Origin of the sequence: Pseudomonas khavaziana (assembly GCF_019145205.1) — a bacterium.
GTDB classification, from domain to species: domain Bacteria; phylum Pseudomonadota; class Gammaproteobacteria; order Pseudomonadales; family Pseudomonadaceae; genus Aquipseudomonas; species Aquipseudomonas khavaziana.
Map to the genome: position 1 here is coordinate 80,003 of NZ_JAHSTT010000015.1, position 19,051 is coordinate 99,053.

17 protein-coding genes and 2 tRNA genes are annotated in these 19,051 nt (G+C 57.6%); 18 read left to right on the forward strand and 1 reads right to left on the reverse strand.

Annotation, left to right across the window (positions count from 1 at the left end; genetic code table 11):
• Positions 1-232 precede the first annotated feature (232 nt).
• From carA to KVH01_RS25660, 4 genes are all read left to right on the forward strand, one after another.
• On the forward strand, positions 233-1,369 hold the full coding sequence (gene carA / locus KVH01_RS25645) for a glutamine-hydrolyzing carbamoyl-phosphate synthase small subunit (RefSeq protein ID WP_217883357.1): 1,137 nt from the start codon (positions 233-235) through the stop codon (positions 1,367-1,369).
• A 105-nt stretch (positions 1,370-1,474) separates the two neighbouring features.
• Complete coding sequence (gene carB, locus KVH01_RS25650; RefSeq protein WP_043048389.1) at positions 1,475-4,696, forward strand: carbamoyl-phosphate synthase large subunit; 3,222 nt, start codon at positions 1,475-1,477, stop codon at positions 4,694-4,696.
• Positions 4,697-4,698: 2 nt separating this feature from the next.
• Complete coding sequence (gene greA, locus KVH01_RS25655; protein ID WP_043048492.1) at positions 4,699-5,175, forward strand: transcription elongation factor GreA; 477 nt, start codon at positions 4,699-4,701, stop codon at positions 5,173-5,175.
• Positions 5,176-5,203: 28 nt separating this feature from the next.
• The gene (locus KVH01_RS25660; RefSeq protein WP_043048387.1) at positions 5,204-5,608 is read left to right on the forward strand and encodes a hypothetical protein; all 405 of its coding nucleotides are present in this window, start codon (positions 5,204-5,206) and stop codon (positions 5,606-5,608) included.
• Positions 5,609-5,617: 9 nt separating this feature from the next.
• On the opposite strand, the gene yhbY is transcribed toward KVH01_RS25660, so the two are convergent.
• The gene (yhbY, locus tag KVH01_RS25665; protein WP_043048386.1) at positions 5,618-5,926 is read right to left on the reverse strand and encodes a ribosome assembly RNA-binding protein YhbY; all 309 of its coding nucleotides are present in this window, start codon (positions 5,924-5,926) and stop codon (positions 5,618-5,620) included.
• Positions 5,927-6,032: 106 nt separating this feature from the next.
• Between yhbY and rlmE the strand changes: the two genes are divergently transcribed.
• The 14 genes from rlmE (at position 6,033) to rpsO (ending at position 19,032) form a co-directional block, all read left to right on the forward strand.
• Positions 6,033-6,683: a 23S rRNA (uridine(2552)-2'-O)-methyltransferase RlmE gene (gene rlmE / locus KVH01_RS25670; protein ID WP_034117848.1), complete on the forward strand. Its 651-nt coding sequence runs from the start codon at positions 6,033-6,035 to the stop codon at positions 6,681-6,683.
• A gap of 200 nt (positions 6,684-6,883) precedes the next feature.
• Positions 6,884-8,794, forward strand: coding sequence for an ATP-dependent zinc metalloprotease FtsH (gene ftsH, locus KVH01_RS25675; RefSeq protein ID WP_046069552.1), 1,911 nt, complete (start codon positions 6,884-6,886; stop codon positions 8,792-8,794).
• A gap of 8 nt (positions 8,795-8,802) precedes the next feature.
• Positions 8,803-9,654: a dihydropteroate synthase gene (gene folP / locus KVH01_RS25680; protein WP_217883358.1), complete on the forward strand. Its 852-nt coding sequence runs from the start codon at positions 8,803-8,805 to the stop codon at positions 9,652-9,654.
• A gap of 16 nt (positions 9,655-9,670) precedes the next feature.
• Positions 9,671-11,008 carry a phosphoglucosamine mutase gene (gene glmM, locus KVH01_RS25685; RefSeq protein ID WP_043051840.1) on the forward strand — a complete coding sequence of 446 codons (1,338 nt, stop codon included), beginning with the start codon at positions 9,671-9,673 and terminating at the stop codon, positions 11,006-11,008.
• A gap of 66 nt (positions 11,009-11,074) precedes the next feature.
• Positions 11,075-11,830, forward strand: a complete 756-nt coding sequence (gene tpiA, locus KVH01_RS25690) for a triose-phosphate isomerase (RefSeq protein ID WP_043051841.1) — start codon at positions 11,075-11,077, stop codon at positions 11,828-11,830.
• 4 nt (positions 11,831-11,834) lie between these two features.
• Positions 11,835-12,218 carry a preprotein translocase subunit SecG gene (gene secG / locus KVH01_RS25695; RefSeq protein ID WP_003194191.1) on the forward strand — a complete coding sequence of 128 codons (384 nt, stop codon included), beginning with the start codon at positions 11,835-11,837 and terminating at the stop codon, positions 12,216-12,218.
• Positions 12,219-12,239: 21 nt separating this feature from the next.
• A tRNA-Leu gene (locus tag KVH01_RS25700) sits at positions 12,240-12,325 on the forward strand.
• A 96-nt stretch (positions 12,326-12,421) separates the two neighbouring features.
• Positions 12,422-12,498: transfer RNA gene (locus KVH01_RS25705), tRNA-Met, on the forward strand.
• A gap of 140 nt (positions 12,499-12,638) precedes the next feature.
• The gene (gene rimP, locus KVH01_RS25710) at positions 12,639-13,097 is read left to right on the forward strand and encodes a ribosome maturation factor RimP (protein WP_197626733.1); all 459 of its coding nucleotides are present in this window, start codon (positions 12,639-12,641) and stop codon (positions 13,095-13,097) included.
• 47 nt (positions 13,098-13,144) lie between these two features.
• A complete protein-coding gene (gene nusA / locus KVH01_RS25715) occupies positions 13,145-14,626 on the forward strand; it encodes a transcription termination factor NusA (RefSeq protein WP_043051766.1) in 1,482 nt (493 codons plus the stop codon).
• Between the two features lie 27 nt (positions 14,627-14,653).
• Positions 14,654-17,170: a translation initiation factor IF-2 gene (gene infB / locus KVH01_RS25720; RefSeq protein WP_217883359.1), complete on the forward strand. Its 2,517-nt coding sequence runs from the start codon at positions 14,654-14,656 to the stop codon at positions 17,168-17,170.
• 159 nt (positions 17,171-17,329) lie between these two features.
• A complete protein-coding gene (gene rbfA / locus KVH01_RS25725; RefSeq protein ID WP_003176137.1) occupies positions 17,330-17,725 on the forward strand; it encodes a 30S ribosome-binding factor RbfA in 396 nt (131 codons plus the stop codon).
• 3 nt (positions 17,726-17,728) lie between these two features.
• On the forward strand, positions 17,729-18,646 hold the full coding sequence (truB, locus tag KVH01_RS25730; protein WP_217883360.1) for a tRNA pseudouridine(55) synthase TruB: 918 nt from the start codon (positions 17,729-17,731) through the stop codon (positions 18,644-18,646).
• 116 nt (positions 18,647-18,762) lie between these two features.
• On the forward strand, positions 18,763-19,032 hold the full coding sequence (rpsO, locus tag KVH01_RS25735; protein ID WP_003176135.1) for a 30S ribosomal protein S15: 270 nt from the start codon (positions 18,763-18,765) through the stop codon (positions 19,030-19,032).
• Positions 19,033-19,051: the final 19 nt, after the last annotated feature.

A 19,051-nucleotide genomic window follows, 5' to 3' on the forward strand; every position in this document is an offset into this window, starting at 1 on the left:
TATCCTGAGGCCCCGTTTTTAACCGCTAAGCGACGTCCTGTCGCATTCTCCTGCCTTTAAGGCTCATTAGCGGTGGACCAAAAAAGCCTTTTTCTGTAAGCTACAGCTTTAGTGTGTCCACTAAAAGCGCGCAGAATAATTCAGTGAAGAAGCGGGGTGACGTGTCCATACGTCACTCCGCTTTTTTACAACCTGCGATCGCCCTTTCAGGCTTTATTTACGGGAGGTCTTCTTGACTAAGCCAGCCATACTCGCCCTTGCTGATGGCAGCATTTTTCGCGGCGAAGCCATTGGAGCCGACGGTCAAACCGTTGGAGAGGTAGTGTTTAACACTGCCATGACCGGCTATCAGGAAATCCTTACCGATCCTTCCTACGCCCAACAGATCGTTACCCTGACCTATCCGCACATCGGCAACACCGGTACTACGCCGGAAGACGTCGAGTCTGATCGTGTCTGGTCGGCAGGTCTGGTAATTCGTGACCTGCCACTGGTTGCGAGCAACTGGCGTAACACGATGTCGCTGTCCGATTACCTGAAAGCCAACAATGTTGTGGCGATCGCCGGTATCGACACGCGCCGCCTGACGCGCATCCTGCGTGAGAAAGGCTCGCAGAATGGCTGCGTCATGGTCGGTGACAATATTTCCGAAGAGGCGGCGATTGCCGCAGCACAAGGTTTCCCTGGCCTGAAGGGCATGGACCTGGCGAAAGTCGTCAGCGTCAAAGAAAAGTACGAGTGGCGTTCCACGGTCTGGGATTTGAAGACTGACAGCCATGCGACCATTGATGCTGCCGAGTTGCCTTACCACGTGGTCGCCTACGACTACGGCGTCAAGTACAACATCCTGCGCATGCTGGTCGAGCGCGGCTGCCGCGTGACCGTGGTGCCGGCGCAAACCCCTGCCAGCGACGTGCTCGCCCTGCAACCGGATGGTGTGTTCCTGTCCAACGGCCCGGGTGACCCCGAGCCATGCGACTACGCCATCCAGGCCATCAAGGACGTGCTGGAGACCGAGATCCCGGTATTCGGCATCTGCCTGGGCCACCAGTTGCTGGCCCTGGCCTCCGGCGCCAAGACCCTGAAAATGGGGCACGGCCACCATGGTGCAAACCACCCGGTACAAGACCTGGATACCGGCATTGTGATGATCACCAGCCAGAACCACGGTTTTGCGGTAGATGAAGCCTCCTTGCCAAGCAACGTGCGCGCCATTCACAAGTCGCTGTTCGACGGTTCCCTGCAGGGCATCGAGCGCACCGACAAGAGCGCGTTCAGCTTCCAGGGCCACCCTGAAGCCAGCCCGGGCCCGAACGACGTAGCGCCGCTGTTCGACCGTTTCATCAATGAGATGGCCAAGCGACGCTGACTGACTGGCCTGCGGGTGGCCCCGAGCTTCGGCGGCCCCCGCAGGCTCTTCAAAGATTGTTCAAGACGGCTTGCCGACTGACCTGCGGATTTGAGTGACAAACCCATGCCAAAACGTACAGACATAAAAAGCATCCTGATTCTCGGCGCTGGCCCGATCGTAATCGGCCAGGCCTGCGAATTCGACTACTCCGGCGCCCAGGCCTGTAAAGCCCTGCGCGAGGAGGGCTACCGCGTCATCCTGGTGAACTCCAACCCAGCCACGATCATGACTGATCCGGCCATGGCCGACGCCACCTACATCGAGCCGATCAAGTGGCAGACCGTGGCCAAGATCATCGAGAAAGAGCGTCCGGACGCGCTGCTGCCGACCATGGGCGGCCAGACCGCTTTGAATTGCGCCCTGGACCTGGAGCGCGAAGGCGTCCTGGAAAAGTTCGGCGTAGAGATGATCGGTGCCAATGCCGACACCATCGACAAGGCTGAAGACCGTTCGCGCTTCGACAAGGCCATGAAGTCCATTGGCCTTGACTGCCCGCGCTCGGGTATTGCCCACAGCATGGAAGAGGCCAACGCGGTTCTCGAAAAGCTGGGCTTCCCATGCATCATCCGCCCGTCCTTCACCATGGGCGGCACCGGTGGTGGCATTGCTTACAATCGTGAAGAGTTCGAAGAAATCTGCGCCCGTGGCCTGGACCTGTCTCCGACCAAAGAGCTGCTGATCGACGAATCCCTGATCGGCTGGAAAGAGTATGAGATGGAGGTTGTCCGCGATAAGAAGGACAACTGCATCATCGTCTGCTCCATCGAAAACTTCGACCCGATGGGCGTGCACACCGGTGACTCGATCACCGTTGCTCCGGCGCAGACCCTGACGGACAAGGAATACCAGATCATGCGTAACGCCTCGTTGGCGGTGTTGCGCGAGATCGGCGTTGAAACCGGTGGTTCCAACGTTCAGTTCGGCATCTGCCCGGACACTGGCCGCATGGTCGTGATCGAGATGAACCCGCGTGTATCGCGTTCTTCGGCGCTGGCTTCGAAAGCTACCGGCTTCCCGATTGCACGTATCGCTGCCAAGCTGGCGATCGGTTACACCCTGGACGAGCTGCAAAACGAAATCACGGGCGGTGCCATGCCTGCGTCTTTCGAGCCGTCTATCGACTACGTTGTGACCAAGCTGCCACGCTTTGCCTTCGAGAAATTCGCCAAGGCTGATGCGCGCCTGACCACCCAGATGAAGTCTGTCGGTGAAGTCATGGCGATCGGTCGCACTTTCCAGGAGTCCCTGCAGAAAGCCCTGCGTGGCCTGGAAGTCGGTGTTTGCGGCCTGGACGAGAAGCTCGACCTGAGCAACCCGGAAAGCATGAGCATCCTCAAGCGCGAGCTGACCGTGCCGGGCGCCGAGCGTATCTGGTATGTGGCTGACGCCTTCCGCGCCGGCCTGAGCGTCGAAGATATCTTCGGCATGAACATGATCGACCCGTGGTTCCTTGTACAGATCGAAGATCTGATCAAGGAAGAAGAGAAGGTCAAGACCCTCGGTCTGTCGTCTATCGACCGCGACTTGATGTTCCGTCTCAAGCGCAAAGGCTTCTCCGACCAGCGCCTGGCCAAGCTGCTGGGTGTAACCGAGAAGAACCTGCGCACCCATCGCCACAAACTGGAGATCTTCCCGGTCTACAAGCGCGTTGACACCTGCGCAGCCGAGTTCGCCACCGACACTGCCTACATGTACTCCACCTACGAGGAAGAGTGCGAAGCTGCGCCGTCGGATCGCGACAAGATCATCATCCTGGGTGGTGGTCCGAACCGTATCGGCCAGGGCATCGAGTTCGACTATTGCTGTGTACACGCCGCCCTTGCGCTGCGCGAAGACGGGTACGAGACCATCATGGTCAACTGCAACCCGGAAACTGTTTCCACTGACTACGACACGTCCGATCGTCTGTACTTCGAGCCGGTAACCCTGGAAGACGTACTGGAAATCTGTCGCGTCGAGAAGCCCAAAGGTGTAATCGTCCAGTACGGCGGCCAGACTCCGCTGAAGCTGGCGCGTGCCCTCGAAGCCGCCGGTGTGCCGATCATCGGCACCAGCCCGGACGCTATCGACCGTGCCGAAGATCGTGAGCGCTTCCAGCAGATGGTTGAGCGCCTTAACCTGCGTCAGCCGCCAAACGCTACCGTGCGCAGCGAAGACGAAGCCATCCGTGCAGCCAGCAAGATCGGCTACCCGTTGGTGGTACGTCCATCCTACGTGCTGGGCGGCCGCGCGATGGAAATTGTCTATGAAGAAGACGAACTCAAGCGTTACCTGCGTGATGCAGTGAAAGTGTCCAACGACAGCCCGGTGCTGCTGGACCACTTCCTCAACTGCGCCATCGAAATGGACGTGGATGCGGTTTGTGACGGTACTGACGTGGTGATCGGCGCAATCATGCAGCATATCGAACAGGCGGGCGTTCACTCCGGTGACTCCGCATGCTCGCTGCCGCCGTACTCGTTGCCGGCGCACATCCAGGACGAGATGCGCGAGCAGGTCAAGAAAATGGCGCTGGAGCTGGGTGTGGTCGGCCTGATGAACGTACAGTTGGCGCTGCAAGGCGAAGACATCTACGTCATCGAAGTCAACCCGCGGGCTTCGCGTACCGTGCCGTTTGTTTCCAAGTGCATCGGTGTGTCCCTGGCCATGATCGCGGCCCGTGTGATGGCCGGTAAGACCTTGAAGGAAATCGGTTTCACCAAGGAAATCATTCCAAACTTCTACAGCGTGAAAGAGGCGGTATTCCCGTTCGCCAAATTCCCTGGTGTGGACCCGATCCTGGGCCCGGAGATGAAGTCCACGGGTGAAGTGATGGGCGTGGGCGATACCTTCGGTGAAGCATTCGCCAAGGCCCAGATGGGGGCCAGTGAAGTGCTTCCGACCGGCGGTACTGCGTTTATCAGCGTGCGTGATGACGACAAGCCACTGGTTGCAGGGGTTGCCCGTGATCTGATCAACTTGGGCTTTGAAGTCGTGGCTACCGCCGGGACCGCCAAGCTGATCGAAGCTGCCGGCCTGAAAGTACGTCGCGTGAACAAGGTGACGGAAGGCCGTCCGCATGTGGTCGACATGATCAAGAATGACGAAGTCACCCTGATCATCAACACCACCGAAGGTCGCCAGTCGATCGCGGATTCCTACTCCATTCGTCGTAATGCCTTGCAGCACAAGATCTACTGCACCACCACTATTGCTGCTGGCGAAGCCATCTGCGAAGCGCTCAAGTTCGGTCCGGAAAAGACCGTGCGTCGCTTGCAGGATTTACATGCGGGATTGAAGGCATGAGCATAACCAAATACCCAATGACCGTTCAGGGTGCCAAGGCCCTGGAAGAGGAGCATGCCCATCTGACCAAGGTCGTACGTCCAAAGCTGAGCCAGGACATCGGTACGGCCCGCGAGCTGGGTGACTTGAAGGAAAACGCCGAATACCACGCTGCCCGTGAGCAGCAGGGTATGGTCGAGGCGCGGATTCGTGATATCGAGGGCCGCATGCAGAATGCGGTGATTATCGATGTCACGACCATCCCGCATACTGGCAAGGTGATCTTTGGCACCACGGTGGAAATCGCCAACGTCGAGACCGATGAGAGCGTGACCTACCAGATCGTGGGAGAAGATGAGGCTGACTTCAAAAAAGGCAAGATCTCCGTCGGTTCGCCGATCGCTCGTGCCTTGATTGCCAAGGAAGAGGGCGACGTGGTCGCTGTGAAGACGCCGAGTGGCGTGATTGAGTACGAGATTGTCGAAGTTCGTCACATCTGAGAAACGGCGCCCGCTTCGTGCGGGCGCCATGCTTTGGCAGCTCTCCCAGATGCTTTGGGTCGGTGGCCTGTGGCTGCTACATATTGGCGTGTTACCGGCGCTGGGCTTGATTGGCCTGGCACCGCTGCTGATCGACGAAGTCGACGGATTGTTGAGTGCGCTGCTGGTAGGTTTTGCGGCGGCGTGCGTAATGCTTCAGGCGTTAGTGCTGATCAAGGCTGAAGGCTTGGGGAGTTTGTGGCGAGATATTCGTGGGCAACTGCTGTTGATGGCGCTGTATGCCTGCGCGATGTTTTGCGTGGTGCATGTGTGGCTGCCGGAAGCGTTGCGCTGGCGGCTGTTCAGCTATCTTGTGCTAGGGTTCTCCGGCCTGGTGCTGGTGATGCAGCCGGTGCCGGGATGGAGTGGCAGGGCGCGCGAAGCACGCCCGTGACCCTTTTTGTTACTTGAAACGGTGTACGTTCGACAGTTGCTTGTTGACGCTGAAGTTCTTGCGATACAGCAGCGCCATCTTGCCGATGACCTGGACCAGATCCGCCTTGCCCGCCTTGCACAGTTCTGCAACGGCAGCCAGGCGCGCTTCGCGATCAAGGATATTGACCTTGATCTTGATCAACTCGTGATCGTTCAGTGCGCGTTCAAATTCGGCTAACACACCTTCAGTCAACCCGTTGTCTGCCACAATCAGAACTGGTTTCAGATGGTGGCCAATGGATTTGTACTGTTTCTTCTGCTCTTGAGTGAGCGGCATAATCTGACCCCTGCGTCTGATCTTGTAAAAAGCGGCGGCCAGTTTACCCGAGCGAGTCCGGGACCGCCCAGTTAATCACGACCCGTTTTATTTTTCGAGGTGGCCCGTGGCCCGTTCCAAAACTAGCCTTAAGTGGCTGCAAGAACATTTCAACGATCCTTACGTCAAAAAGGCGCAGAAGGATGGGTATCGCTCCCGGGCCAGCTACAAGCTGCTGGAGATCCAGGACAAGGACAAGTTGATTCGTCCAGGCATGAGCGTCATCGACCTTGGTGCGGCCCCCGGTGGCTGGTCCCAGGTGACCAGTCGTCTGATTGGTGGGCAAGGTCGACTGATCGCTTCCGACATCCTTGAGATGGACAGCATCCCCGATGTCACCTTCGTACACGGTGACTTCACCCAGGACGCGGTGTTGGCCGAGATTTTGGAAGCTGTAGGAAATTCGCAGGTAGACCTTGTGATTTCCGACATGGCCCCCAATATGAGTGGATTACCGGCTGTTGATATGCCGCGAGCCATGTTCCTGTGCGAATTGGCACTGGATCTGGCGGGTCGCGTATTGCGTCCGGGTGGTGATTTCCTGGTGAAAGTGTTCCAGGGCGAAGGTTTCGACGAGTACCACAAGAACATCCGCAAGTTGTTCGACAAGGTACAGACGCGTAAGCCGGACTCCTCCCGGGACAGGTCCAGGGAACAATACCTGTTATGCCGCGGCTTCCGCGGCGTCGAAGGCGCGGCGAGCGAGGAGCGTTTTTGAGAATTTCGAGGAAGGCGATAGGTTTTTTTATATCGCTTTTGTCATGAGGCTTTACGAATATTGTGTAGTCAAAGTTTCACAAAGGGTTACAGACGGCGCCTGCCAGAGATGTAGGTAATGTAGTAAGTTAGGCCGGTGAATATCATGCGAAGCGCGCGCCAGTAGCGGAGCTTGCTTCAGAGGGTAGTTAATTGAACGATATGGCAAAGAATCTGATCCTGTGGTTGATCATTGCGGCTGTCCTGGTGACGGTGATGAACAACTTCTCCAGCCCTAACGAGCCGCAGACCCTCAACTATTCCGACTTCATCCAGCAAGTCAAGGATGGCAAGGTCGAGCGCGTAGCGGTTGATGGCTACGTGATTACCGGTAAGCGCATTGATGGCGACAGCTTCAAGACCATTCGTCCGGCAATTCAGGATAATGGGCTGATCGGCGACTTGGTGGATAACAAGGTCGTCGTGGAAGGCAAGCAGCCGGAGCAGCAGAGTATCTGGACACAGCTCCTGGTAGCCAGCTTCCCGATCCTGGTGATTATCGCCGTGTTCATGTTCTTCATGCGCCAGATGCAGGGCGGTGCGGGAGGCAAGGGCGGGCCGATGAGCTTCGGCAAGAGCAAGGCGCGCCTGCTCTCCGAAGATCAGGTAAAGACGACCCTGGCTGACGTTGCCGGTTGCGATGAAGCCAAGGAAGAAGTCGGCGAACTGGTAGAGTTTCTGCGCGATCCGGGCAAGTTCCAGCGTCTGGGTGGTCGTATTCCTCGCGGCGTGCTGATGGTGGGTCCTCCGGGTACCGGTAAAACCTTGTTGGCCAAAGCGATTGCCGGGGAGGCCAAGGTGCCTTTCTTCACGATTTCCGGCTCCGACTTCGTCGAGATGTTCGTCGGCGTGGGTGCCAGCCGTGTTCGAGACATGTTCGAACAGGCAAAGAAACATGCTCCGTGCATCATTTTCATCGACGAAATCGATGCCGTTGGTCGCCATCGTGGTGCCGGCATGGGTGGTGGTCACGATGAGCGTGAGCAGACCCTCAACCAGTTGTTGGTCGAGATGGATGGTTTCGAGATGAATGACGGCATTATCGTCATCGCTGCGACCAACCGTCCGGACGTGCTGGACCCTGCGCTGCTGCGTCCAGGCCGTTTCGACCGTCAGGTCGTGGTTGGCCTGCCGGATATCCGTGGTCGTGAGCAGATCCTGAAAGTACACATGCGCAAAGTGCCAATGGGTGACGACGTAGCACCGGCTGTGATTGCTCGTGGTACGCCTGGTTTCTCCGGTGCTGACCTGGCTAACCTGGTCAACGAGGCTTCCTTGTTCGCTGCCCGTACCGGCAAGCGCATTGTTGAAATGAAAGAGTTTGAGCTGGCCAAAGACAAGATCATGATGGGCGCCGAGCGCAAATCCATGGTCATGTCCGAGAAGGAGAAGCAGAACACCGCTTATCACGAGGCGGGTCACGCTATTGTCGGTCGCGTTGTGCCTGAGCATGACCCGGTCTACAAAGTGTCGATCATCCCACGCGGTCGGGCCCTGGGTGTGACCATGTTCCTGCCGGAGGAGGATCGCTATAGCCTCTCCAAGCGGGCGCTGATCAGCCAGATCTGTTCGCTGTACGGCGGCCGGATTGCGGAAGAAATGACCCTTGGTTTCGACGGTGTGACCACCGGCGCGTCCAACGACATCATGCGTGCCAGTCAGATTGCCCGGAACATGGTGACCAAGTGGGGCTTGTCGGAGAAGCTGGGTCCTTTGATGTATGCCGAGGAAGAGGGTGAAGTGTTCCTGGGGCGTGGTGGTGGCGGTCAGAGCGCCAGCTTCTCGGGTGAGACAGCCAAGCTGATCGACTCCGAGGTTCGCAGCATCATTGACCAGTGCTACGGTACGGCCAAGCAGATCCTGACTGATAATCGCGACAAACTTGACGCCATGGCTGATGCGCTGATGAAGTATGAGACCATCGACGCCGACCAGATCGACGACATCATGGCTGGCCGTACGCCGCGTGAGCCTCGTGATTGGGAAGGTGGTTCGGGTACCTCGGGCACGCCGCCCGTAGTTCAGAATGAACTCCCTGAAGCCCCAATCGGTGGCCCGGCGGCTGACCATTAAGGTTTGAAATGACTTCTGCGTTGTCTTCTACCTGGTTGCCTTGCGGCAACCGGGTTCTTGATTTGGCCCATGCACATGTCATGGGCATTCTCAATGTAACCCCTGATTCCTTTTCCGATGGCGGCCGTTTCAGCCAGGTCGACGCTGCGTTGCGCCACGCCGAGGCGATGGTGGCTGCTGGCGCGACTTTGATTGATGTGGGTGGTGAATCGACCCGGCCTGGCGCTCGTGTTGTTTCGCCATTGGAAGAGTTGGAGCGAGTGGCGCCGGTTGTCGAGCGCATCGCCCGCGAGCTGGATGTGATTATCTCGGTGGACACTTCCACTCCGGCGGTGATGCGCGAAACTGCTCGTCTGGGGGCTGGACTTATCAATGACGTACGTTCGTTGCGACGTGATGGTGCCCTTGATGCCGCCGCAGCGACCGGCCTGCCTGTCTGTCTGATGCATATGCTGGGTGAGCCCGGCAATATGCAGGATAATCCGCACTACAACGACCTGGTCGGCGAAGTAAGTGGGTTTCTTGCTGACAGGATGGCCCAGTGCGTGGCTGTGGGAATTGCACCTGAGAAGATCATCCTTGATCCGGGATTTGGCTTCGCCAAGACCTTGGAGCACAATTTGAGCCTGTTCAAACACATGGATGCTCTACATGCCCTTGGTCGCCCGCTGTTGGTCGGCGTCTCGCGCAAGAGCATGATCGGGCTCGCCTTGAATCGCCCGGTGGGTGAGCGTTTGTATGGCGGCCTGGCGCTTGCGGCGCTTGCCCTAACCAAGGGCGCACGTATTTTGCGTGTACATGATGTCGCCGAAACAGTCGACGTGGTGCGCATGCTCGCGGCTGTAGAATCAGCCGAATAAGAATGATGGAGCACTTATGACTAAAAAATATTTTGGCACCGACGGCATTCGTGGTCGGGTCGGCGAATTTCCGATTACTCCTGATTTCATGCTCAAGTTGGGTTGGGCGGCAGGCATGGCGTTCCGCAGCATGGGCGCTTGTCGCATCCTGGTAGGTAAAGATACCCGTATCTCGGGTTACATGTTTGAGTCAGCGTTGGAGGCTGGTTTGTCGGCCGCCGGCGCCGATGTGATGCTGCTGGGGCCTATGCCCACACCGGCGATCGCATACCTGACACGTACATTCCACGCTGAGGCTGGGATTGTGATCAGTGCCTCCCATAACCCTCATGATGACAATGGCATCAAGTTCTTTTCCGGGCAGGGCACCAAATTGCCTGACGAGATCGAGCTGATGATCGAAGAACTGCTGGATGCGCCGATGACGGTGGTTGAATCCAGCAAGCTAGGCAAGGTGTCGCGTATTAATGACGCATCCGGCCGTTATATCGAATTCTGCAAAAGTAGCGTTCCAAGCAGCACCAATTTTGCCGGGTTGAAGATCGTCGTCGATTGCGCCCATGGTGCGACCTATAAGGTAGCGCCGAGCGTCTTCAAGGAGCTGGGCGCGCAGGTCACAGTACTGTCTGCACAGCCTAATGGCTTGAACATCAACGATAATTGTGGCTCCACCCACATGGAGCAGCTGCAGGCGGCTGTCCTGGCCGAGCACGCAGACCTGGGTATTGCTTTCGACGGCGATGGGGACCGGGTCCTGATGGTGGATCACACCGGCATGATCGTGGATGGTGATGATCTGCTGTTCATCATTGCTCGTGACCTGCATGAGCGTAACAAGCTGCACGGTGGCGTCGTGGGTACCTTGATGAGTAACCTTGGGCTTGAACTGGCGCTGGCAGAACTGGGTATCCCCTTTATTCGTGCCAATGTTGGTGACCGTTATGTGATCGCCGAGTTGCTGGAGCGTAACTGGCTGGTCGGCGGTGAGAACTCCGGGCACGTCGTCTGCTTCCAGCACACCACTACAGGCGACGCGATCATCGCCGCGCTGCAGGTGTTGCTGGCTTTGCGTCGTCGTGAAGAGAGCCTGGCACAGGCGCGCCAAGCCCTGCGCAAATGCCCGCAAGTGCTCCTCAATGTGCGCTTCGCCGGTGGCGAAAACCCGATCGAGCACCCGGCAGTCAAAGAGGCTTGCGAGCGTGTGACCCAGGCAATGGCGGGGCGTGGGCGTGTGTTATTGCGCAAGTCCGGCACAGAGCCTCTGGTGCGCGTCATGGTCGAAGGCGAGGACGAAACCCAGGTTCGCGGCCATGCCGAAGACCTGGCGAAACTGGTAACTGAAGTTTGCGCCTGAATTCGGCTTGCCAGTGATGATGTGGTTGGGTAACATCTGCGCCCACTTTGACCGACGAGGTACAGCATGCGTCGCACTATGGTAGCTGGTAACTGGAAGATGCACGGTACCCGCGCCAGTGTCGCTGAGCTGATCAACGGCCTTCGTCACTTGGCCTTGCCTGGCGGTGTTGATGTCGCGGTGTTCCCGCCTTGCTTGCATATCAACCAAGTGGTTGATGGCTTGAAAGGCAAGTCGATTCAGGTCGGCGCGCAGAACTCTGCGGTGGAGCCCATGCAAGGTGCATTGACTGGCGAGATTTCGCCAAGTCAGTTGGTTGATGCGGGTTGTTCCTATGTGCTTGTCGGGCACTCCGAGCGTCGTCAGATGATGGGCGAGCGTGATGGGACACTCAATCGCAAGTTCGCCGCAGCACAGGCTTGTGGCTTGATTCCGGTGCTATGCATAGGGGAGACCCTGGAGCAGCGCGAATCGGGCAAGACTCTTGAAGTTGTCTCGCGTCAGCTGGGCAGCATCATCGAGGAGCTGGGTGTTGGTGCGTTTGCAAAGGCGGTCATTGCTTACGAGCCGGTCTGGGCCATTGGCACCGGGCTGACTGCTACACCGCAACAAGCGCAGGATGTGCATGCAGCCATTCGCGCGCAGTTGGCGGCAGAAAATTCTGAAGTCGCACAAGGTGTGCGGCTTCTATACGGCGGCAGCGTGAAGGCGGCCAATGCGGTCGAACTGTTCGGCATGCCGGATATCGATGGGGGGCTCATTGGTGGAGCCTCCCTGAATGCAGATGAGTTCGGTGCGATCTGTCGCGCCGCGGGAAACTGAAAAAATGCTGGAAACAGTCGTAGTCGTTTTTCATCTGTTGGCTGCCCTGAGCGTAGTTGCTCTGGTTTTGTTGCAACAGGGTAAAGGTGCGGATGCTGGTGCGTCTTTCGGTGCAGGTGCTTCAAATACTGTGTTCGGAAGCCAAGGTTCCTCTACCTTTCTTAGTAAGTTTACTGCTATACTTGCCGCCGGTTTCTTCATAACCAGCTTGGGGTTAGGTTACTTTGCTAAAGAGAAGGCTCATGTGCTGACTCAGGTAGGTCTCCCAAACCCAGCAGTGTTGGAAGTACCAAAAGCAAAACCGGCTTCTGATGATGTCCCGGTGCTTCAAGAGCAAAAGTCGGCTACTCCAGCGACTGACGTGCCTCCAGCTCAAGAGCAGAAGTAAGAAGGTTGTAAACGCTGTATTGCCGAGGTGGTGGAATTGGTAGACACGCAACCTTGAGGTGGTTGTGCCCATAGGGTGTAGGGGTTCGAGTCCCCTTCTCGGTACCAATTATCAGGAGAGCCCGCTGTTGCGGGCTTTCTTGTAGGTGGAAGGTTACATTGACCCTGTAAGGGATCGGTCGTATACTTCCGCCCCAGCTTTGTCGCGGGGTGGAGCAGTCTGGTAGCTCGTCGGGCTCATAACCCGAAGGTCGTCGGTTCAAATCCGGCCCCCGCAACCAGTTTTAGCGGAGCCCCTTTTAAGGGGCTTTTTGTTAGCTGGACACTTTCGACGCCGCTGTTCGACGGCGTTTCAAGGATGGGCGTTTCGCCCATTTTTTTATTTTGCACAGCATGCACATACATGCACGAGGGGGTTCAGGTGTCGAGCAAGCTAGAAGAGTTGCAGGCCTTGCTGGCCCCGGTGGTCGTGGCCCTAGGCTATGAATGCTGGGGTATTGAGTTTTCGGCTCAAGGTCGCCACTCAATGTTGCGCGTTTATATCGATAAAGAGGGCGGCGTGCTGGTGGACGATTGTGCCATTGTCAGCCGTCAGATCAGCGGTGTGCTGGATGTTGAAGATCCGATTTCCGTTGAATACACCCTTGAAGTTTCCTCGCCAGGCATGGAACGCCCACTGTTCACTATTGATCAGTTTGCAAAATTTGCCGGTGAACAAGTGAAGATCAAGCTGCGTTCGCCCTTCGAAGGACGACGCAACTTTCAGGGCCTTCTGCGCGGTGTAGAAGAACAGGATGTCGTGGTGCAGGTAGACGACCATGAGTTCCTGTTGCCGATCGATATGATCGACAAGGCCAACATTATTCCCAGTTTTGACTGAGACGCGGATCCCGCGGATCCAATGGCTTGCGAAAGGCGAGGCGTACGATGAGCAAAGAAGTACTGCTGGTTGTTGAGTCGGTATCCAATGAAAAGGGCGTACCGGCAAACGTGATTTTTGAAGCGCTGGAGCTGGCCCTGGCCACTGCTACCAAAAAGCGTTTTGAAGATGAAGTTGATCTGCGTGTGGAAATCAACCGCCACACCGGTGCCTATGAGACCTTCCGTCGCTGGACGGTTGTCGAAGAAGCCGATCTTGATGATCCGGCCATCGAAACCTGGCCAAGCAAGGTTGCGCAAACGCACCCTGGTGCCCAGGTTGGTGATGTCGTCGAAGAAAAGATCGAATCGATCGAGTTCGGCCGTATTGCTGCACAGACCGCCAAGCAGGTCATTGTGCAAAAGGTTCGCGAAGCCGAGCGCGCTCAAGTCGTTGACGCCTATCGCGAGCGGTTGGGGGAAATCATCTCCGGCACCGTGAAAAAAGTCACCCGCGATAACGTGATCGTCGACCTGGGTAACAATGCGGAAGCGTTGCTGGCCCGTGAAGACATCATCTCTCGCGAAACCTTCCGTGTTGGCGTGCGTCTGCGTGCGCTGCTCAAGGAAATCCGCACTGAGAACCGCGGCCCTCAGTTGATCCTGTCGCGTACTGCGCCGGAAATGCTGATCGAGCTGTTCCGTATCGAAGTGCCGGAAATCGCCGAAGGTCTGATCGAAGTCATGGCTGCATCCCGGGACCCGGGTTCGCGTGCCAAGATTGCGGTCCGCTCCAAGGACAAGCGCATTGATCCGCAAGGCGCCTGCATCGGTATGCGCGGTTCGCGCGTCCAGGCAGTGTCGGGCGAATTGGGCGGCGAGCGTGTCGACATCGTCCTGTGGGACGATAACCCTGCGCAGTTTGTGATCAATGCGATGTCGCCGGCTGAAGTGGCGGCAATTATCGTTGACGAGGATGCCCATGCAATGGACATCGCCGTTGGCGCAGACAATCTGGCTCAGGCCATTGGTCGTGGTGGTCAGAACGTGCGTCTGGCCAGCCAACTGACCGGTTGGACCCTGAACGTGATGACCGAATCGGACATCCAGGCTAAGCAGCAAGCTGAAACCGGTGACATCCTGCGCAACTTCATCGAAGAGCTGGAAGTCGATGAAGACCTGGCGCAGGTGCTGGTAGATGAAGGCTTCACCAGCCTGGAAGAGATTGCCTACGTACCGTTGGAAGAAATGCTCAACATCGACGGCTTTGACGAAGACACCGTCAACGAGCTTCGCGCTCGGGCCAAGGATCGTTTGTTGACTAAAGCCATCGCTACTGAGGAAAAGCTGGCAGACGCCCATCCGGCCGAAGACCTGCTCTCGCTTGAGGGTATGGACAAGGATTTGGCGATGGAACTGGCGGTGCGCGGCGTAATTACCCGCGAAGACCTGGCCGAGCAGTCTATTGACGATCTGCTCGACATCGACGGCATTGACGATGATCGTGCCGGCAAGTTGATCATGGCCGCCCGAGCCCATTGGTTCGAGTAATTAGGCGCGGCCTGAGGAGAGAAGTGCATGACGCAAGTCACGGTGAAACAACTGGCCGATGAGGTCAAAACACCGGTAGAGCGCCTGTTGCAGCAGATGCGTGAGGCAGGTCTGCCGCACACCGCCGCCGATGAAGGTGTGAGCGATAGTGAGAAGCAGTCTTTGCTGACTCACTTGAAGAGCAGCCACAAGGCGAAAGTGGAAGAACCGCGCAAGATTACATTGCAGCGCAAAACCACCAGCACCCTGCGTGTTGCGGGTAGCAAGAGCATCAGCGTTGAAGTGCGCAAGAAGAAAGTCTTCGTACAGCGCAGCCCGGAAGAAATTGAAGCCGAGCGCAAACGCGAACTGGAAGAACGTCGCGCAGTAGAAAATGCTGCTCGTCAGAAGGCTGAAGAAGAAGCCAAGCGTCGCGCCGAAGAAGAAGCGCGTCGCCAGCCTGCTGCTGCGCAACCTGCTTCCACTGAAGCAGTCGCTGCTCCTGCTGAAGCTGTGCGTGAGGCCGCCCCGGTTGCCGCTGCACCTGCTCCTGCAGCAGATGCCCGCAAGCGCGACGAACCACGTCGTCCAGACAAACCCCGTGCCGACGATAACAATCGTCGCGGTGGTGGTGGCGATGGCGAGCGCAAAAACGCTCCGCATCGTGCTTCGGTTAAAGAGAAGGCGCCTGCTCCACGCGTTGCCCCACGTACTACCGACGAAGAAAGCGATGGCTTCCGTCGTGGTGGTCGCGGCAAGGCCAAGCTGAAAAAACGCAACGCCCACGGTTTCCAGAGCCCAACCGGCCCTGTCGTGCGCGAAGTGAAGATCGGCGAGACCATCACTGTGGGCGATCTGGCCCAGCAGATGTCGGTCAAGGCAGCTGAAATCATCAAGTTCATGTTCAAGCTGGGCACTCCGGCCACCATCAACCAGGTACTGGACCAGGAAACTGCCCAGCTTGTGGCTGAGGAATTGGGCCACAAAGTGACCCTGGTCAGCGACACCGCCCTGGAAGATTCCCTGGCCGAGTCCCTGAAGTTTGAAGGTGAGGCAGTCTCCCGTGCGCCAGTCGTGACCGTAATGGGCCACGTTGACCACGGTAAGACTTCCCTGCTCGACTACATCCGTCGTGCCAAGGTAGCCGCTGGCGAAGCCGGTGGTATCACCCAGCACATCGGTGCGTACCACGTTGAAACCGAACGCGGCATGGTCACCTTCCTCGACACCCCAGGTCACGCCGCGTTTACCGCAATGCGTGCCCGTGGTGCCAAGGCGACCGACATCGTGATCCTGGTCGTTGCAGCGGACGACGGCGTAATGCCGCAGACCATTGAAGCGGTCCAGCACGCGAAGGCTGCCGGTGTTCCCTTGGTCGTTGCTGTGAACAAAATCGACAAGCCGGGCGCTGATCTCGATCGCATTCGTAGCGAACTGTCGGTACACGGCGTAACGTCCGAGGAGTGGGGTGGCGAGACTCCATTCGTATCGGTCTCGGCGAAGATGGGTACCGGCGTTGACGAACTGCTCGAAGCTGTTCTGTTGCAAGCCGAAGTCCTGGAATTGACTGCTACTCCATCGGCTCCTGGCCGTGGTGTCGTGGTTGAATCCCGCCTCGACAAGGGCCGTGGCCCGGTTGCAACCGTGCTGGTCCAAGACGGTACCCTGCGTCAAGGCGACATGGTACTGGTCGGTTCGAACTACGGCCGTGTACGTGCCATGCTCGACGAGAACGGCAAGCCAATCAAGGAAGCCGGTCCGGCTATCCCGGTCGAGATCCTCGGCCTGGACGGTACCCCGGACGCTGGCGACGAGATGAGTGTAGTTGCCGACGAGAAGAAAGCCCGTGAAGTGGCTCTGTTCCGTCAAGGCAAGTTCCGTGAGGTCAAGCTGGCCCGTGCTCACGCCGGCAAGCTGGAAAACATCTTCGAGAACATGGGTCAGGAAGAGAAGAAGACGCTTAACATCGTCCTCAAATCTGATGTCCGTGGTTCCCTCGAAGCGTTGAACGGCGCCTTGAATGGCCTGGGTAATGACGAAGTGCAAGTGCGCGTTGTCGGTGGCGGTGTCGGTGGTATCACCGAATCCGACGCCAACCTGGCACTGGCTTCCAACGCTGTACTGTTCGGCTTCAACGTGCGTGCCGATGCTGGCGCTCGCAAGATCGTCGAGCAGGAAGGCCTGGACATGCGTTACTACAACGTCATCTACGACATCATCGAAGACGTCAAGAAAGCCCTTACCGGTATGCTTGGCAGCGACGTCCGGGAGAACATCCTGGGTATCGCCGAGGTGCGTGACGTGTTCCGCTCGCCGAAGTTCGGCGCGATTGCCGGTTGCATGGTTGTCGAAGGCACCGTGTACCGTAACCGTCCAATCCGTGTACTGCGTGAAGACATCGTTATCTTCGAAGGCGAGCTGGAATCCCTGCGCCGCTTCAAGGATGACGCTGCCGAAGTGCGTGCCGGCATGGAGTGCGGTATCGGCGTCAAGAGCTACAACGACGTCAAGGTTGGCGACAAGATCGAAGTCTTCGAGAAGGTTCAGGTTGCTCGCAGCCTCTAACTCGCGCACTTCAGGAGCCACGCAGCGTGTGGGCATGCAAATGCCCCGCGCAGTGTCAGGACTCTAAACGCAACGCCCGGTCTGGCTTTTGTCAGGCCGGGCGTTTGCCGCTTTCAGACCCCACGGGTTTCACCGTGTGGCAGTAACAGGTAACAAGACATGGCAAAAGAATACAGCCGTACCCAGCGTATCGGCGATCAGATGCAGCGTGAGCTGGCCCAACTGATCCGTCGCGAAGTCAAAGACCCCCGCGTTGGCCTGGTCACCATCACCGCTGTCGAGGTGAGCCGTGACGTAGGTCACGCCAAGATCTTCATCACCGTGATGGGGCAGGACAACAGCGAAGAAATCGCACAAAGCATCAAGGTGCTCAACTCGGCCGCGGGTTTCCTGCGCATGCAGTTGGCCCGTGAAATGAAGCTGCGCAGCGTTCCACAGTTGCACTTCCACTACGACGAAAGCGTCGTGCGTGGCGCGCACCTGTCGGCCCTGATCGAACGCGCCGTGGCTGAAGACAGCCAGCATCCGTCCACACCTGAAGACGCCAAGGAGTAATCGGTGGCTCAGGTCAAACGTATCCGTCGCAATGTCAGCGGCATCATTCTGCTCGACAAGCCCATTGGCTTTACCTCCAATGCCGCACTGCAGAAGGTCCGCTGGTTGCTCAATGCCGAGAAGGCAGGGCACACCGGCAGCCTTGATCCACTGGCCACCGGCGTGTTGCCGTTGTGCTTTGGCGAGGCCACCAAGTTCTCGCAATACCTGCTCGATTCCGACAAGGGTTATGAAACCCTGATGCAATTGGGCAAGACCACCACCACGGCCGACGCCGAAGGTGATGTTCTGCAGGTTCGCGAGGTGACCGTTGGTCGTGCTGATATCGAAGCTGCTTTACCGGCTTTTCGCGGGGAAATCAGTCAGATACCGCCGATGTACTCGGCGCTCAAGCGCGACGGACAACCACTTTATAAGCTGGCACGTGCGGGCGAAGTAGTGGAGCGCGAACCGCGTTCTGTTACTATTGCGCGCTTGGAATTGCTCGCCTGTGAAGGCGACACTGCCCGCTTGGCCGTGGACTGCAGCAAGGGCACCTATATCCGTACCCTGGTGGAAGATATTGGTGAAAAGCTCGGCTGCGGTGCGTACGTTGCAGAACTGCGACGCACCCAAGCCGGCCCTTTCAGCCTGGCCCAGACGGTGACGCTGGAAGAGTTGGAAGCCGTGCATGCCGAAGGCGGCAACGAAGCAGTTGATCGCTTCCTGATGCCAGCGGACAGCGGTTTGCTCGATTGGCCATTGCTGCACTTCTCGGAGCACAGCGCGTTCTACTGGCTCAACGGCCAGCCGGTACGCGCCCCGGATGCCCCGAAGTTCGGCATGGTGCGGGTACAGGATCATAACGGTCGCTTTATCGGTATCGGTGAAGTGAGCGAAGACGGGCGCATCGCGCCACGTCGACTGATTCGGTCAGAATGACCGAACGAGGGTGGCTGTTAATAGGCATGGTCACTTCTCATTTATAGATACGGGGGTATGCCCTCGGCCTATTGAGATCACCCTTTGGGTGGTTTCCTGAAAAAAAGGATTGCCTCATGGCTCTCGACGTTCAAGAAAAAGCACAAATCGTAGCTGACTATCAGCAAGCTGTTGGTGACACTGGTTCGCCAGAAGTGCAAGTTGCACTGCTGACCCACAACATCAACAAGCTGCAAGGTCACTTCAAGGCCAACGGTAAAGATCACCACTCCCGTCGTGGTCTGATCCGCATGGTAAACCAGCGCCGTAAGCTGCTGGACTACCTGAAAGGCAAGGATCTGGGTCGCTATCAGGCTCTGATCGGTCGCCTGGGTCTGCGTCGCTAATCAGCGATTGCGCTAGAGG

Coding starts and splice junctions, on each gene's coding strand:
- infB (WP_217883359.1), top strand. CDS start 14,654: ATGACGCAAGTCACGGTGAAACAACTGGCCGATGAGGTCAAAACACCG.
- carB (WP_043048389.1), top strand. CDS start 1,475: ATGCCAAAACGTACAGACATAAAAAGCATCCTGATTCTCGGCGCTGGC.
- secG (WP_003194191.1), top strand. CDS start 11,835: ATGCTGGAAACAGTCGTAGTCGTTTTTCATCTGTTGGCTGCCCTGAGC.
- folP (WP_217883358.1), top strand. CDS start 8,803: ATGACTTCTGCGTTGTCTTCTACCTGGTTGCCTTGCGGCAACCGGGTT.
- glmM (WP_043051840.1), top strand. CDS start 9,671: ATGACTAAAAAATATTTTGGCACCGACGGCATTCGTGGTCGGGTCGGC.
- tpiA (WP_043051841.1), top strand. CDS start 11,075: ATGCGTCGCACTATGGTAGCTGGTAACTGGAAGATGCACGGTACCCGC.
- rbfA (WP_003176137.1), top strand. CDS start 17,330: ATGGCAAAAGAATACAGCCGTACCCAGCGTATCGGCGATCAGATGCAG.
- rpsO (WP_003176135.1), top strand. CDS start 18,763: ATGGCTCTCGACGTTCAAGAAAAAGCACAAATCGTAGCTGACTATCAG.
- yhbY (WP_043048386.1), bottom strand. CDS start 5,926: ATGCCGCTCACTCAAGAGCAGAAGAAACAGTACAAATCCATTGGCCAC.
- nusA (WP_043051766.1), top strand. CDS start 13,145: ATGAGCAAAGAAGTACTGCTGGTTGTTGAGTCGGTATCCAATGAAAAG.
- KVH01_RS25660 (WP_043048387.1), top strand. CDS start 5,204: ATGCTTTGGCAGCTCTCCCAGATGCTTTGGGTCGGTGGCCTGTGGCTG.
- ftsH (WP_046069552.1), top strand. CDS start 6,884: ATGGCAAAGAATCTGATCCTGTGGTTGATCATTGCGGCTGTCCTGGTG.